The following is a 14,447-nucleotide window of genomic DNA, read 5'->3' on the forward strand; positions in this document are numbered from 1 at the left end:
TAAAAAAAGCTACAAAAATATTTGTTAAAGCATTATAATGAAAATGAATAAAGTTTAGGGGGTCGTAATATGATTAAGGCCATACAGAAGAATATTCATTTTTTTACCGGTTTAGGATATGCTACTATTTTTGGTTTTTCTTTTATGTTCACTGCTGAGATTTTAGAATACATCTCTTCACCGTTTCATCTTTTAAGCTTTCGCTTTATATTTGCTTTTTTAACTATGACGATAGTTCAGCTTGCGTTAGGCAGCAGGTTGAAGGTTAAGAAGGTACCTATTTCCAAAAAGTTGTTATTGCTGGTATTTTTCCAGCCTTTTCTTTACTTTAGCGCTGAGACAACAGGGGTTAGGATGACCTCTTCTTCAGAAGCAGGTATGATGATTGCATTGATTCCAATTTTCGTAGCAATATTTAGCGCCATATTCTTGAAAGAGCATCCAAAAAAAATTCAAATCCCTTTTATCTTGTCGTCTGTTTCAGGGGTTGTCTTTATTGCCATCATGCAAGGAAGGGCTGATGGTGAAGTTATTTCTAATTTAGCTGGAATTATAGTTTTGCTTGTGGCAGTATTGGCCGGTGCCGGTTTTAACATAACTTCCCGTAGTCTTTCTGTGTCGTTAACACCATTTCAACGCACTTATTCTATGATGGGGGCAGGCGCTGTTATATTTACAAGTATAGCGGTTATACAGCAAGCTGTAAGGGGTGAATTAACTTCCTTTTTCCAGCCTCTTACATATACTGAAGTACTCTTTCCATTACTTTACTTAGGTATTTTATCTTCAGTTGTAGCATTCTTTTTAATTAACTTTACATTGTCGAGAGTTAGCGCAGCTCAAGGGGCGGTATTTGCAAACCTTGTAACAGTAATTTCTATCACCGCTGGTGTTTTTATTAGAGGTGAGTCCTTCTACTATTACCACCTGATTGGAGCTATCTTTATTATAACCGGTGTGCTTGGTACTAACCTTTTAGGAAAACAAACGCCTGTGTCCACAAAAAGCCTATATGTAAAACAAAAAGCAAGTTAAGGTAGCTATCTATAGCTTTATCATGCTAAAACAATTTAAATTCCTGGTAAGAGTAATTTCTTAACAGGAATTATTTTATTTAAAATAACTGCATGGCCGCCTACAAGGACATTTTTGTTTGGTGCCCTTTAGCTCTTTTTCACCTTTAATCTCTTTTAAGTCACCGAAGGCTTGACTTACCTTAGTGTCTTCCCCTTTAAGCAGCATTGAAATGCTACCTTGACTTGCACCAATACCGCCTGCTGCAAAGGGAGTGGCTTCTATATCATACAAACGGTTTATTGCTTCAGTTTCCGAAATTACTTGTCCAGTGGTAACAGGAACTAAGCCCACTGGCATCCCTAATGAATAATCTATCTCCTCTATTCCTCCCACTAGTGAAGCCTGGTGTACAGACGGAATTAACTTTTCTAAACCTACTGGTAAAATTAGGTGAACACCTCTTGCAATTACGGTTCCTAATGCTGCTCCAATAGTTCCCCCTTGAGGGTGAGCCACCATTATACCCACATTGTTGTTAATGTCCACTGCATTTCCGCCTTTTATAAAGACATCATCTTTGCCTAGCTTATCTAACGCTTCCACCCAACTCAGATCAGATATTTTACCTTTATCCAACACAATTGGAGCTATTCTTTCTTCTTCGGGAGTTATGCATCCTCTGCCTTGACATACGACTCCAGCTGTATAAAGCTCTTTATTTAATTTTTTCCCTGTTAATTCTTCTGCTATGTAGCCATTAGTAGTCCCTCCTGCTATCACTATCATGCCATTTTTGATAGCGCTTTTTACTTGAGGAAGCTTAGCTACAGATTTAGCAATTAATCTTTTACTCTCCGAAACATTTAAAGTAACTAAAGCTTTTTTCACCTTGTTATACCTCCTTTTTATTAATTATAGCAAAGAAACTAGAATTTCACTAGATGTAAGCTAACATAAAGGAACATAGCTAAACTAGCTATGTTCCTTTATTCATTTTGTTCATTTATTTTTAAAGCGAGAGTCTGTCAAAGGGCATCGACATACAGCGAGGTCCTCCCCTACCACGAACTAGTTCTGAACCTTCAAATTCGATAACTTCGATACCATTTTTCCTCATTATATCGTTAGTTACAGTATTTCTATTGTAGGCAATCACGGTTCCTGGGGCCAAAGCTAAGGTGTTAGTGCTATCTCCCCACTGCTCTCTTGCCGCTGTAATTGGGTCGTCGCCACCGGTGTGGATTATGTTAACTTTATAACCCAAAGAGTCGGAAAGGGCCTGTTTTAGTTCTCCTGCTTTTTGAGCTTCTACTTCTTTTGAGTTTTTTGCAGTGAGCCTATAGGCATAAACCTCATCTTTTATTCCAGGATATAAAATAAATTTATCCCTGTCCACCATGTTAAACACTGTGTCTAAGTGCATGTAAGCTCTTTTTGCTGGTATTTGTAGCACTAAAACCTCTTTTACAATACCTTTGTCAATTAAAAGCTGCTGAGCCACTGTTTCTATAGCTTGCTCGGTGGTACGCTCGGAAAGTCCGATAATTAGCAAGTCTTTAGAAGCAACTATCACATCTCCGCCTTCTAAACCTCGGGGTACAGGCTTATCAAGGGCATTTTCATATTCTGAAAACTTAGGGTGATATTTAGTAATATATTCCATAAACAGTGTTTCCCTTTGTCTAGAATCATTTAGCATAGAGCCTAACATCATATTTTTTCCTATGGTTACACTTTGGTCTCTAGAAAAATACATGCTAGGTATCGGCGCTAAGTAAAATGGGAATGTTTCCTTTGTTTGATCTGATAACGATTTACATGACTTAAGTGTCTGAACATAGTCCTTCTTCAATCCTCTAATCAGTGTTCTTACAACATAAGAAGCTTCTTTTCCCATTAGGTAATCATGGACAGCTTCTCTTGTTCCGATATTAGCGATATGACTTAGGTTTAGGTGCTTGATGATAAACTCTTCTTTTAAGCTTTCCGTCTGCAAAACCTCTTCAATCAGATCAGTTAGATAGAAAACTTTTATTCCTTGGGTCTCCAAATTTTTAACAAACAAGTCGTGCTCCTTTTGGGCTCGACCAAGCCACGGGATTTCATCAAACAACAGTTGCTCCAAATATTTAGGCGTTAAGTATTCAAGTTCATCCGATGGTCTATGCACTATTACTTTTTTTAATTGTCCAATATCTGAATTAACAGGCATTAGTTAACCTCCTAAAATAGAAATATAGCTCTCTTTCTTATCTTAGTATTAGAAGGTTACAAACAAAAAATACGAAAAAGCGACAAGATTATGCTCTTGTCGCCAGCAAATTATATAATGTCATCAATAAAGTCGCAGAAAAAACCACTAGCACTCCAGTAAAAAAACCAAAAGCTAGAAGCAGCGCTACATTGACTCCTGTTAACTCATACAAAAGTTGAGCAAACTCACTAAAAATGTTCATTCATTTTCACCCCACTGTGCGTATATGAAATTGACTAACCCTTTTAATATATCAACAGAAACCCAAACTCCTATACAAAAACCTAAGGCTAAAAATAGCGCTGTTAAAATGGTCTCAACCATGTTATATCTCTCCTCCCTAACTAAAAAGTAACAAAAGGAGATAGCCAAGTCAATATCTTATTCTTATATTGCCTTTAACAAGCAAGTTTAGTCCCAACTAATACCGTTATTTTCCCTTTTCAATTAAACACATAAACAACTCAGCTAAAAAGCTGAGTTGTTTATGTGTTCTTTTTAAATCTAAGTTGCGCTACCTTATCGAAGATTTGTTTAGGGAAAAATACAAGTACTACTCCTATCACTATAAGCGTTATAGGCCAGTATGTAGTAAAAACACTTCTAGCTAAATCCTCCTTAAACAAAGTCAGAATCCCAAAAAGGACCATAGTTATTCCAGGAATTAGCGGCCAAATAGCTTTCCACTTTCGTAATAGAGCATAGTGTGCCAAAAAACCTAACCCTATGAATAGGAAAACAGAAGCTTCCTCGCCTGAGGAAAAGTAATTGCTTATCAACAGTCTATAGTAAATACCTAATGAGGCCATTAGACTTGCTGCAAGGCTAAAAAACCACATTTGTTTATAAAGAAAGAACATACCGAGCATAAATAATCCTAACAACAATAGGTCGTTACTGCCAGTGGGAACTATGTTTAAGAGCAGAATAAAGAAGCCTAAGAAAATTGAAAAGCTCCCTAACATATTTTCAAACAAAAATTGCCTGCCGTCTCTTAACTTCCATAAAAGTTTTTCCTTTGACATGTCACGCCACATAACTACACACCTCCTAAATAGAATTTGTAGAACAAAATATTTTCTAGGAAATAATTGTCGATTATTACACAAAGGTGAAAAGATAAAAAGTCACCTCAGATGGTGACTCTTTTATTCAGCAAACCAATCTTTATAGTAAAAACTAGCAAAGCTAGTTGCAAATAAGCCCACTATGCCACCTATTATATCTATCATTACAGCTATTGCTATCACTTCGATAGACCATCGATAAACAACAGCTCCAAAGAATGTTATTCTTGCTAGTACTCCAAGCGAAATGCCATAAACGGAAAACTTTAGCAACGATTTGTTAGTTTCTTTTTTATAAGCTAGCTTTAGAAAATAATCAAAAACAAACAGATAAATAGCCAAAGAAGCCAGCAAAACCGCTGTATAAAGTAAGTCGCCACGGTAAATAAACAATACTGGGATAGCAGCAGTTAATAAGCTTAAGCCTTTTCCCCAGTAGATGCACACAAAAGTAACCGTTGCTACTAACACAGTGCTATATACATCGTCTCTTTGGTAGATAACAAAGTAAGACATTATATTTAACAGGGTTAGCACCAATAACGTTATAATTTTTTTATGCATTTTTTTACCTCTTTATGTTATTTGCCTGACTCATCATTTCATCTGCTGTATGCAGAACCCTTGCGCTAGTTTGATATGATCTTTGAGCAGTGATCATGTTTGTCATTTCTTCTGCTAGGTCAACATTAGAACCTTCTAGGGCACCCTGTTTTATATTCGATTGATAAAGCTCTTGCTGTCCAGAGTTTTCCGTTGCAAGCAACAAGTTATCTCCCATAGACAAAAGTCCTTCGGGGTTGTTTACGTTGTATGTAAAAACAGTTCCAATTTGGACCGATTCCTCTTGGCCGTCCGGAGTACCAAAGACTTCTCCTGCAGCATTAATGGATATGTTTGATACGTCATTTAAGTTTTGCTGAAACTCTCCTGCTACTTCAAAACCACTGGAATTAACTAAATCACCGTTAGAGTCAACACTAAAGTTACCCTCCCTAGTTAGATGTGTAACTCCATCTACCTCTACTCCAAAAAAGCCTGGTCCTTCTATAGCTAAGTCCCAAGTTTTTCCCGTATTGTTTATTGCTCCCTGGCTAAAGATTTGTTTTGTTCCAGAAACAATTACACCATTGCCGATTTGGATTCCCTGAGGTGTTTGACGTATTTCCTCGTCAACAGGCTGCTGATTTTGTTGGGTGTTAGCATAAAGAATATCTTCAAAGCTAGTTCTATTTTTTTTGTATCCATTAGTGTTTACATTTGACACATTGTTCCCTATTATATCAATATTTTTTTGTTGGGTTAAAAGGCCTGAACCACCTATCCATAGTGATCGCATTTTATTACCTCCTTACTGTTTTTGTTTAGCGAAGTTGAGCTATTTCATTAACTGCCTTTCCGAGAGTCTCATCATGAGTTTGAATTGCTCTTTGATTCGCTTCATACGCTCTCATCGTCGCAAGCATATCCACCATCTCTTCAGCTAAATTTACATTTGACTGCTCTAGATAACTTTGGCGAACTGTTGTGTTTGCTTCAACTACTTCACTCTCGTCAGTAAGTTGTAATAAGTTTTCTCCCATTTTCAATAACGAGTTTGGATTTTCAACCGATGTAATGTTTAAAGTATCAATATACTCACCATCGGAGTAAACCTCACCTTGCTCATTAACCTGAAAATCAGCATTACCGACATTTAAAGGACCATTTTGCCCTAATACAAACGCACCTTTATTTGTCACTAGATTACCCTGAGTATCTACGTTAAACTCGCCGTCTCTGGTGAGGTATTCCTCTCCATTATGTGAAACAGTAAAGAAACCTTGGCCAACTAAGGCAAAGTCATTGGTTCTGTCTGTTTGAGTAACTGGCCCTTGGGAAAAGTTGGTAAAAGTTTCATCTACTATAGTGCCTGTCCCTAAAGCTCCTACACCAGGTTTTAAATCCCTTCTTCCAAAAGATGTGTCATAAATTGCATCATTGAGTCTATGTATAAACATCTCTGGCTTTGCCCCAATTACGCTTTGATCTTTCTTATAGCCATGGGTACTTGCATTAACAATATTGTTAGAAATATTATCCTGCTTTTTTTGTTGAGCTATCATACCTTGTTTGGACATCTGTAAACCTCTGATCATGAAATTACCACCTCAATATATTCTTTATATAGACTAGAATAATTTATAATTTTAGAATAGTCAATGGGTTATTAGCCTTAAACTGATTTTTTACTGCTAGTGAGCGTGTCCATAATGTTATCTAACATTTCTAAGGCAATCCCTGTCCCTCTCACAACAGAGGATATTGGGTCTTGGGCTAAAAAAACAGGACACCTAAGCTTTTCTGTCAAGAAAGTGTCTAGTCCATGTAGCATAGCACCCCCACCTGTCATAACAATCCCCTTATCTATTATATCTGAAGCCAACTCTGGGGGAGTCCTTTCTAACACTTTATGGGCGCTACGTAAGATTGAGTTTACCGGCTCCTTTATTGCCTCAAAAGCCATATCAGAATCAACAGTTAAGTTTTTAGGAAGACCTGATACAATGTCTCGTCCCCTAACCTCTATTGACTTTTTTCTAGTGTTAGGATCGGCAGTTGCCACCTGAATTTTTATCTCCTCTGCAGTTCTCTCGCCAATCATTAAGTTATGCTTGTCCCTAATAAATCTCACTATAGCTTCGTCAAGCTTGTCTCCACCTACTCTGATGCTATCCTTTTTAACGATATCGCCTAAGGATATTACAGCTACATCGGTAGTGCCACCACCAATATCAATAACCATATTGCCAAAAGGTTCAAAAATCTCTAAATCAGCTCCTAGAGCCGCGGCTCTGGGCTCTTCTATTAAAAATACATCTTTCGCCCCTGTGTTTAGCACCGCTTCCATAACAGCTCTTTGCTCAACCGAAGTTATGCCAGCCGGCACACAAACCATAACTCTAGGTTTAAAAAATGGATTACTTCCCGTAGCCTTATAAAGGAAGTGTTTCAGCATACTTTCTGTGGTATCAAAATCAGCAATAACTCCTTCTTTTAAGGGCCTGATTGCAGATATGTTTAGCGGTGTCCTTCCTAGCATTCTTCTAGCTTCCTCGCCAACAGCTAATGTTTTATTTCTATCAATATCTACTGCGACAACTGATGGTTCATTTAAGACAATTCCTTTTCCTTTAACAGTTACAAGTACGCTAGCTGTTCCTAGATCTACCCCTATATCTTTGCCTATTTTAAGCATAATCTCCCTCCCGATCTCAGTTAAAATAACTTAATGTTTAGAATTCTACATTTGCCTAAAAATTCCTTTATTTTTTAGTTGATTATCAATTTTTCGGCTGAAGATATTTATTTTTTGTAGCTATCCCCCCTCTTATATGCCGTTCTTTTTTATTTTTCTCTAAAATAGTTTTTACCTTTTCTGCAAGCTCTTTGTTGATGTTTGGAAGCCTTTCAGTCAAATCTTTATGAACAGTGCTTTTACTTACACCGAACATCTCCGAAACTTTCCTTACTGTAGATTCTGTTTTTATAACATGTTCGCTAATTTCTAACACTCTTTCTACTATATAATCGTTCATATTTCTCCCCCCAACCTTAAGCTAATTATTTATATTACTTAAGTTGGGGGTTTTATGACTATAGATAACAAAAAGAGAGCTGACATGCAGCTCTCAAGAAATATTACCGGCCTAATCAAGCAAGGTTTGTGGATCGATATAAGTAATTTTTCCTTCACTATCTAGCTCTTTAACTTCAAACAAGAGGAAGAATGGCGAAACGTCTAATAGTGAAGTATTATCAGCAGTTCCTAAGCTGTCACCTTTAGAAACTACCTGGCCTTCACTCACCAGTATTTCTGAGGAAAGACTAGAATAGATGGTTATATACTGGTCGCTGGCTAAAACGACTGTATCTCCATGCATAGGATCATTATATACCTTCTCAACTGTGCCTGACAGCGCAGCCCTCACCGTACTATCAGGTTCAGTTTGAATGACAATTCCTCGCATTGATTGATGAGTGTTACCAAGAGTCCACATATCGTTAAATCTTTTGATCACTTCCCCTTGCACAGGCCAAGACAGCTTAGCAATTTCAGTTGTAGCTTCATCTGCTTCTTCACTTTCTTCTGTTTCAGATTCAGTTCCCATCTCTTTTACTCCTAAGTCCCTACTTAGATCTAATCCTTCATAAAAATCATGGTTTACATTTTCTTGCACTGTATTAGACTGTGTAGAAGTCTCGGGAACTGAAAAAGAAGGTATCGAGTTTATTCTCCAAAAAGTAAATGACAATAGTAGCACTATAAACACCACATATAATGAGGCTGTTTTTATGGATTTAGGTAAGGAAAGAAATTTCTTAAAGAAAGCTTTGATTAGTTGTTTACTTTTTAAGAATACTAATGCTAATTTTTGTTTTAACCATAAAAACCACTTAACAACAACAGTTTTAAGGTTGCCAAATATTTTTTTCATACTTTCACCACTCCTCTAAAGGAGTAGCATAACCAAGTTTAAACTTTTTATACCTATTTTTCGTAAATTTGTACAATTTCTATATCTTTATAGTAATGATGCAAAATTTCCTCATAGTTCTTTTGAGAGTTAGCCATTCCATCTGCACCATATTGGCATAGACCCACTCCATGACCGTAGCCTTTTATATTAAAAATAACTTTATCATCTTCTGGATTTATCGAAAAGTTAGTGGAGTTTAATCCTAAGGCCATTCTAACTTCTGTACCTGAGTATAGCTCATCTTTAATCCTAAGGAGCTTAACGCTATTTGTGTCTACCCTCTGAACAATCCCTAATTCATTTTCAAAATCTATACAATCTATTTCTACTAGAGAGCTGATTTTATCTACAAATTCTTGCTGGGTCATTTCCACTGTTTGCTCAAGCCGTGAGGAGTGCTCACAATAGTCGCAAACTGTGGACCTTAAATACCTCTTTTTACTAGTGAATACATCTTCTGAGTTCTCTGTTTGTCCGCCACAGGTGGAATGGTATAAAGCATCGATAGGTTTTCCATTATAAGTTAGTATTTTCCCCCTTGTCTTGGCTACACTTTGCTCAATTTTTGCCCAATTGCTGCTTCTTTGCAATAATGACCAGCTTGATTTTGCTTGTTCTTTTGAGATCCAATGCTGGCAATGCCTATAGTCTGTACATATATCGGCATCTGGATGGTTGTCGCAACCGTCATTTATCGCTTGGTTATATGCGTAAGTCCTTGCAACTATCGCTTGAGATTTTAGTGCTTCTATATTAAATGATGCAGGCATCTCCCCCGCAACTACACCTACTATATACTCTTCTAGTGACATTTCTTTGATACGATCTTCTTCATGGAAGAAGACTGAGATTGAAATATCATCATCTTCTATCTCTTCTATAGGATACGGACTTACAAAACGACAACCTTTTACCAAAATAGCAGGCATGATTATTGTAATTATAAGGAGCGAAATAACAAAGTACAAAGCATATTTTCCCATAACGAGTACCTCCTCACATATTTAATTTTATGTGAAAGGTAAAATAAAATGCCGAAAAAATAAAAAACGCCTATTTTTTTAGACGTTTTCTATTTAGAACGCTTTATTTTTGCACCCATTCTTTCCAGCTTGGCCACTATATTCACATACCCTCTATCTATATGGTATATATCTGTGACCTCAGTTGTTCCCTCTGCTACTAAGCCCGCTAGTAGCAGAGCAGCGCCAGCCCTTAGATCAGTTGCTTTAACTTCTGCAGCCGACAATCTTTCTACTCCTGTAACTAAGGCCGATCGCTCGTGAATTTTTACCTTTGCCCCCATACGTTCAAGCTGGTGTACATGCATAAACCTATTTTCAAAAATACTTTCAGTGACTACGCTACTTCCATCTGCAACAGTCATCAAGGTTAGAAGTTGTGGTTGCATGTCAGTGGGGAATCCTGGGTATGGAAGGGTTTTTATATCCACAGCTTTAATTTTTTGTGGTGCAGTTACTCTAACGCTTGTATCTGCCTCTTGAAACTTTACCCCCGATTCCTGAAGTTTTGCCACTACTGGTTTTAGATGATCCATTATCACATTCTCTACAATTATATCCCCACCTGTTATGGCAGCAGCGACCATGTAAGTTCCAGCCTCTATTCTATCGGGGATCACTGTATAGTTACAATCTCTTAGGCTTTCTACCCCTTTGATTTTTATAACACTGGTGCCAGCACCTCTAATGTTAGCCCCCATATTATTCAAAAAGTTAGCCAAATCTACTATTTCTGGTTCCGCAGCAGCATTTTCTATAATTGTTTGACCTTCAGCTAAAGTAGCAGCCATCATGATATTCTCTGTAGCTCCCACTGAAGGAAAGTCTAGGTATATATTGGCACCTATTAACTTATCTGCCCAAACCTTTATATATCCATTGCCACACTCTGATTTAGCGCCTAGAGCCTCAAAGCCCTTTAGATGCAAATCTATAGGGCGGGTGCCTATGGCGCACCCACCTGGCAAAGAAATATTAGCTTCGCCTAATCTTGCAAGCAAAGGTCCAGCTACTAAAAACGAAGCCCTCATTTTCTTCACCAGTTCGTATGGAGCCTCTGATTTTTCGATGTTGCTGCTGTTAACGCTAACTTTATCTTTACTGTTGTTGATATCGGCCCCTAACTCCTTTAATACCTCAAGCATAACTTTAACATCCTGTAAGGGCGGAACTTCTTCTAATGTTGAGACACCTTGACACAAAAGAGAAGCCGCTAAAATTGGTAGTGCTGCATTTTTTGCGCCACTAACTTTAACGGTTCCTTGTAAAGGAGAACTTGAACCTGTAATTATTATTTTTTCCAATCTAATTTCCCCCTACTTTAATAACTGTTAATAATTAACGGAGTCGCTATGTTGATATATTCTAAGTTTTGAGTTTCGTCAGTTGATACCGTTATATGCAAATTCACTTTTTCATCGTTTATCATAACATGATTTTCTATGGATTCAGCATAGCCTACATAACCTATATAGCCAGCACCTTCGCTATCTAAGTTTAAACTGGCATCCACTTGGGAAAAACCTTTCTCTATGTTGTCTAGTTTAAAAGAACTGCTTAAAGTCCCGTTATAAATTTTATGGATACTAGCGGCAATAAAAGGTTCACCATATTTGGAAACTTTAGTAAACATGTGGTTGTGGGCTGTTATTAAACAACTTTCTTGGCTTAACTCTAAGCTATAAACCACGTATGTACCTTGATTATCACTATCCACAACCATTGAAAGGTTATGATAAGTATCCCCTAAAGACCACTCGCCATACGCATAATCTTCAGTAATGTCTGTAGTTGCATAATCTAAGTCCTGCCCTAAAAAAAACTTTAATTCTTTGTCTAACTCTTCTTTACTATAAATCTCATCTACCTTAACATGCCCCTGTATAGAGTAACCAACTACCTCCCCAGCTATTTTCTCGGAGACCTTCATTAAGCTATATATGTCACTTACTCCTTCAGCAGGAGCTGTTTCTACCGCTAAAGTTATACTAGCCATAGATAAAATAAAAATTATAATTATACATATGGTTTTTTCCATCTCCTACACCCCCTGTATAACAGTAATTGTTGCCTTAATCCAAAGTAGTTATACATTATAAAGGAGTATTTATCAAAAAAGAGGCTGTCTTAAATCAGGAATGCTTTTTCCTGAAGAGACAGCCTCTTTTTAACAGCACTTTTCTGATCCTGTAATTTTATCAAGAAAAGTTGATTGCTCAAAAAGATGCAAAAGATCTGGGGTTTTTTCTTTTATTTTGTTATAGCATTTACGACATACCTTATGTCCGATAAAGTTTAATAGCTTAGGGTCTAAACCAGCTTTTTTAAACCTATCGCCTAAGTCCTCTACAAAAACATCCTCGATATCCACTGCATTGTCCGCAGCAACTATTAAGCCAATATGAGTATCTTTTTGCATAGAGCTTATTGTAGTAAACTCTATGCTTTCTTTTCTAGCTAACTCTATATATTCGCTGGCTTTATCTAAGTCTGCATGTCGATTTAAAATCAGTTTGCTAGCTCTTGGATGCTTTATCGCTTCATTCACTTCAGGATAAGTGCCTGGATGCTCAACCTGATCTGTAGAAAGAGCTATTATCACCCGTTCTCTGTACTGCCCTAAGAAAACCCTTTTTTCATCCGCCTTTAAACCACTTATTCCCTGGCCCTTTAGCAGCGCCTGCTCAAGGGGATCTTTTGAAGCGATATTTTTAATTTTTTCTTTTTCATCCATTCTGCTAGCACCCCCAATAATTAAAACTTAGCTATCCTTTTCAGCGACCTCTATGCGGTTAATTGCCTTTTTTAAAGCAATTTCAGCTTTCGTCAAATTAGTATCTGGATCCGGGTCTTCTAAACGTTTTTCTGCCCTTTCCTTAGCCTCTTTGGCCCGCTGAAGATCTATTTCTTCTGGAGTTTCTGCACTTTCTGCCAAAACCAGAACTTTATCTTTACTAACCTCTAATATTCCTCCGCCTACAGCTAAATATTCTTTTTTGCCATCTTGTTTAATACAAAGCTGGTCGATATCAAGGGGAGTTACTATTGGGGTATGATTAGCTAAAATTCCGATATCGCCATCGATAGCTTTGGCGATAATCATCTCCACTTCACCTGAATAAACTTTTTTCTCTGGTGTAACCAACTCAAATAAAAAATTCATAGGACTCACCTACTCATCCTCAGCATTTTTTATAGCTTCTTCTATGGTTCCGACCATGTAAAAAGCTGATTCTGGCAATTCATCATGCTTTCCATCTAATATTTCTTTAAATCCACGGATAGTCTCTTTGATAGGAACATACGAGCCTGGGGTTCCAGTAAACTGTTCAGCAACAAAGAATGGCTGTGATAGAAATCTTTGAATCTTTCTAGCCCTGTTTACAGTCAGTTTATCTTCTTCTGAGAGCTCCTCCATACCTAAGATAGCAATTATATCTTGAAGTTCAGTATAGCGTTGTAAAACCTCTTGAACTCCTCTTGCTACTTCATAATGCTCATTCCCAACTACCATAGGATCTAAGATTCTAGAAGTGGAATCTAGCGGGTCTACAGCAGGGTAAATACCCATCTCAGAAATCTTTCTAGATAGATTTGTGGTTGCATCTAAGTGAGCGAATGTTGTTGCTGGAGCTGGATCCGTATAGTCATCAGCTGGAACATAAATCGCCTGTATAGAAGTTATTGAACCTTTTTTGGTTGAGGTAATTCGCTCCTGAAGCTGACCCATTTCCGATTGAAGTGTTGGCTGGTAACCAACCGCAGAAGGCATTCTTCCAAGCAGGGCTGATACCTCCATACCAGCTTGAGTAAAGCGGAAAATGTTATCTATAAACAAAAGTACGTCCTGACCTTGTTGATCGCGGAAGTATTCCGCCATGGCAAGACCTGTCAGCGCCACCCTTTGTCTCGCTCCTGGTGGCTCGTTCATTTGACCAAAAACTAAGGCTGTCTTATCGATAACCCCAGAATCCTTCATTTCATAATACAGGTCATTACCCTCTCTTGTTCTCTCACCTACACCTGTAAAAACAGAATATCCTCCATGCTCTGTGGCGATGTTACGAATAAGTTCCATTATAAGAACAGTCTTCCCTACACCTGCTCCACCAAAAAGTCCAACCTTTCCACCTCTTGCATAAGGGGCTAAAAGGTCTATAACTTTGATGCCTGTTTCTAAAATAGCGGTACTGGTTTCCTGATCCTCTAATGAAGGGGGTTCCTTATGGATAGGGTTTTTCTCAACATCCTCATCAATTTCGCCCATCCCATCAATAGATTCCCCTAGTACATTAAATAGTCTGCCTAGTGTTTTATCACCTACTGGTACAGATATAGGAGCTCCTGTATCTATTGCCTTAGCGCCTCTAACTAACCCTTCTGTACCGTCCATGGCTACACATCTAACTGTGTTGTCTCCTAAGTGATGCATTGTTTCTACAACTAGTTTTTCATCATTTTCTCTAGGAATTTCGATAGCGTTATATATATTAGGCATTTGCCCACCTTCAAAACTAATATCAACTACAGGTCCTATAACCTGTGTTACTTTTCCTTCGTTCAATGT

General features: G+C 37.7%; 18 protein-coding genes. 1 reads left to right on the plus strand and 17 read right to left on the minus strand.

The window, feature by feature from the left end; genetic code table 11:
* The first annotated feature begins 69 nt into the window (after window positions 1-69).
* Window positions 70-1,035 (plus strand): DMT family transporter, encoded by a 966-nt coding sequence (locus tag PRVXH_RS12750; RefSeq protein ID WP_353893135.1) that lies wholly within the window; start codon window positions 70-72, stop codon window positions 1,033-1,035.
* Between the two features lie 75 nt (window positions 1,036-1,110).
* Here the strand turns inward: PRVXH_RS12750 and PRVXH_RS12755 are convergent, their stop codons facing one another.
* From PRVXH_RS12755 to atpD, 17 genes are all read right to left on the minus strand, one after another.
* Window positions 1,111-1,905, minus strand: coding sequence for a hypothetical protein (locus tag PRVXH_RS12755; protein WP_353893136.1), 795 nt, complete (start codon window positions 1,903-1,905; stop codon window positions 1,111-1,113).
* Window positions 1,906-2,026: 121 nt separating this feature from the next.
* Complete coding sequence (locus PRVXH_RS12760; protein ID WP_353893137.1) at window positions 2,027-3,229, minus strand: arginine deiminase; 1,203 nt, start codon at window positions 3,227-3,229, stop codon at window positions 2,027-2,029.
* 88 nt (window positions 3,230-3,317) lie between these two features.
* Window positions 3,318-3,473: a hypothetical protein gene (locus PRVXH_RS12765; protein WP_353893138.1), complete on the minus strand. Its 156-nt coding sequence runs from the start codon at window positions 3,471-3,473 to the stop codon at window positions 3,318-3,320.
* Window positions 3,470-3,595, minus strand: coding sequence for a hypothetical protein (locus PRVXH_RS12770; RefSeq protein WP_353893139.1), 126 nt, complete (start codon window positions 3,593-3,595; stop codon window positions 3,470-3,472). The genes PRVXH_RS12765 and PRVXH_RS12770 overlap by 4 nt, the downstream gene beginning before the upstream one ends.
* Window positions 3,596-3,756: 161 nt before the next feature.
* The gene (locus tag PRVXH_RS12775) at window positions 3,757-4,308 is read right to left on the minus strand and encodes a hypothetical protein (protein ID WP_353893140.1); all 552 of its coding nucleotides are present in this window, start codon (window positions 4,306-4,308) and stop codon (window positions 3,757-3,759) included.
* Between the two features lie 111 nt (window positions 4,309-4,419).
* A complete protein-coding gene (locus PRVXH_RS12780) occupies window positions 4,420-4,902 on the minus strand; it encodes a hypothetical protein (protein WP_353893141.1) in 483 nt (160 codons plus the stop codon).
* Between the two features lie 4 nt (window positions 4,903-4,906).
* Window positions 4,907-5,677: a flagellar hook-basal body complex protein gene (locus PRVXH_RS12785; protein WP_353893142.1), complete on the minus strand. Its 771-nt coding sequence runs from the start codon at window positions 5,675-5,677 to the stop codon at window positions 4,907-4,909.
* A 25-nt stretch (window positions 5,678-5,702) separates the two neighbouring features.
* Window positions 5,703-6,476, minus strand: a complete 774-nt coding sequence (locus PRVXH_RS12790; RefSeq protein WP_353893143.1) for a flagellar hook-basal body complex protein — start codon at window positions 6,474-6,476, stop codon at window positions 5,703-5,705.
* 77 nt (window positions 6,477-6,553) lie between these two features.
* Complete coding sequence (gene mreB, locus PRVXH_RS12795) at window positions 6,554-7,576, minus strand: rod shape-determining protein MreB (protein ID WP_353893144.1); 1,023 nt, start codon at window positions 7,574-7,576, stop codon at window positions 6,554-6,556.
* An 85-nt stretch (window positions 7,577-7,661) separates the two neighbouring features.
* Window positions 7,662-7,916 (minus strand): sporulation transcriptional regulator SpoIIID, encoded by a 255-nt coding sequence (gene spoIIID, locus PRVXH_RS12800; protein ID WP_353893145.1) that lies wholly within the window; start codon window positions 7,914-7,916, stop codon window positions 7,662-7,664.
* 111 nt (window positions 7,917-8,027) lie between these two features.
* A complete protein-coding gene (locus tag PRVXH_RS12805; RefSeq protein WP_353893146.1) occupies window positions 8,028-8,816 on the minus strand; it encodes a M23 family metallopeptidase in 789 nt (262 codons plus the stop codon).
* 53 nt (window positions 8,817-8,869) lie between these two features.
* Complete coding sequence (spoIID, locus tag PRVXH_RS12810) at window positions 8,870-9,841, minus strand: stage II sporulation protein D (RefSeq protein WP_353893147.1); 972 nt, start codon at window positions 9,839-9,841, stop codon at window positions 8,870-8,872.
* A gap of 89 nt (window positions 9,842-9,930) precedes the next feature.
* On the minus strand, window positions 9,931-11,184 hold the full coding sequence (gene murA / locus PRVXH_RS12815; RefSeq protein WP_353893148.1) for a UDP-N-acetylglucosamine 1-carboxyvinyltransferase: 1,254 nt from the start codon (window positions 11,182-11,184) through the stop codon (window positions 9,931-9,933).
* 17 nt (window positions 11,185-11,201) lie between these two features.
* Window positions 11,202-11,918: a YwmB family TATA-box binding protein gene (locus tag PRVXH_RS12820; RefSeq protein WP_353893149.1), complete on the minus strand. Its 717-nt coding sequence runs from the start codon at window positions 11,916-11,918 to the stop codon at window positions 11,202-11,204.
* Window positions 11,919-12,047: 129 nt separating this feature from the next.
* Window positions 12,048-12,614: a YueI family protein gene (locus PRVXH_RS12825; RefSeq protein ID WP_353893150.1), complete on the minus strand. Its 567-nt coding sequence runs from the start codon at window positions 12,612-12,614 to the stop codon at window positions 12,048-12,050.
* Window positions 12,615-12,641: 27 nt separating this feature from the next.
* Complete coding sequence (locus PRVXH_RS12830) at window positions 12,642-13,043, minus strand: F0F1 ATP synthase subunit epsilon (RefSeq protein ID WP_353893151.1); 402 nt, start codon at window positions 13,041-13,043, stop codon at window positions 12,642-12,644.
* A 9-nt stretch (window positions 13,044-13,052) separates the two neighbouring features.
* The gene (gene atpD / locus PRVXH_RS12835; protein ID WP_353893152.1) at window positions 13,053-14,444 is read right to left on the minus strand and encodes a F0F1 ATP synthase subunit beta; all 1,392 of its coding nucleotides are present in this window, start codon (window positions 14,442-14,444) and stop codon (window positions 13,053-13,055) included.
* Window positions 14,445-14,447 lie beyond the last annotated feature (3 nt).

This window comes from Proteinivorax hydrogeniformans (assembly GCF_040515995.1).
GTDB classification, from domain to species: Bacteria; Bacillota; Proteinivoracia; order Proteinivoracales; family Proteinivoracaceae; genus Proteinivorax; species Proteinivorax hydrogeniformans.

Coding starts and splice junctions, on each gene's coding strand:
- PRVXH_RS12750 (WP_353893135.1), top strand. CDS start 70: ATGATTAAGGCCATACAGAAGAATATTCATTTTTTTACCGGTTTAGGA.
- PRVXH_RS12760 (WP_353893137.1), bottom strand. CDS start 3,229: ATGCCTGTTAATTCAGATATTGGACAATTAAAAAAAGTAATAGTGCAT.
- PRVXH_RS12765 (WP_353893138.1), bottom strand. CDS start 3,473: ATGAACATTTTTAGTGAGTTTGCTCAACTTTTGTATGAGTTAACAGGA.
- PRVXH_RS12770 (WP_353893139.1), bottom strand. CDS start 3,595: ATGGTTGAGACCATTTTAACAGCGCTATTTTTAGCCTTAGGTTTTTGT.
- PRVXH_RS12775 (WP_353893140.1), bottom strand. CDS start 4,308: ATGTGGCGTGACATGTCAAAGGAAAAACTTTTATGGAAGTTAAGAGAC.
- PRVXH_RS12780 (WP_353893141.1), bottom strand. CDS start 4,902: ATGCATAAAAAAATTATAACGTTATTGGTGCTAACCCTGTTAAATATA.
- PRVXH_RS12785 (WP_353893142.1), bottom strand. CDS start 5,677: ATGCGATCACTATGGATAGGTGGTTCAGGCCTTTTAACCCAACAAAAA.
- PRVXH_RS12790 (WP_353893143.1), bottom strand. CDS start 6,476: ATGATCAGAGGTTTACAGATGTCCAAACAAGGTATGATAGCTCAACAA.
- mreB (WP_353893144.1), bottom strand. CDS start 7,576: ATGCTTAAAATAGGCAAAGATATAGGGGTAGATCTAGGAACAGCTAGC.
- spoIIID (WP_353893145.1), bottom strand. CDS start 7,916: ATGAACGATTATATAGTAGAAAGAGTGTTAGAAATTAGCGAACATGTT.
- PRVXH_RS12805 (WP_353893146.1), bottom strand. CDS start 8,816: ATGAAAAAAATATTTGGCAACCTTAAAACTGTTGTTGTTAAGTGGTTT.
- spoIID (WP_353893147.1), bottom strand. CDS start 9,841: ATGGGAAAATATGCTTTGTACTTTGTTATTTCGCTCCTTATAATTACA.
- PRVXH_RS12820 (WP_353893149.1), bottom strand. CDS start 11,918: ATGGAAAAAACCATATGTATAATTATAATTTTTATTTTATCTATGGCT.
- PRVXH_RS12825 (WP_353893150.1), bottom strand. CDS start 12,614: ATGGATGAAAAAGAAAAAATTAAAAATATCGCTTCAAAAGATCCCCTT.
- PRVXH_RS12830 (WP_353893151.1), bottom strand. CDS start 13,043: ATGAATTTTTTATTTGAGTTGGTTACACCAGAGAAAAAAGTTTATTCA.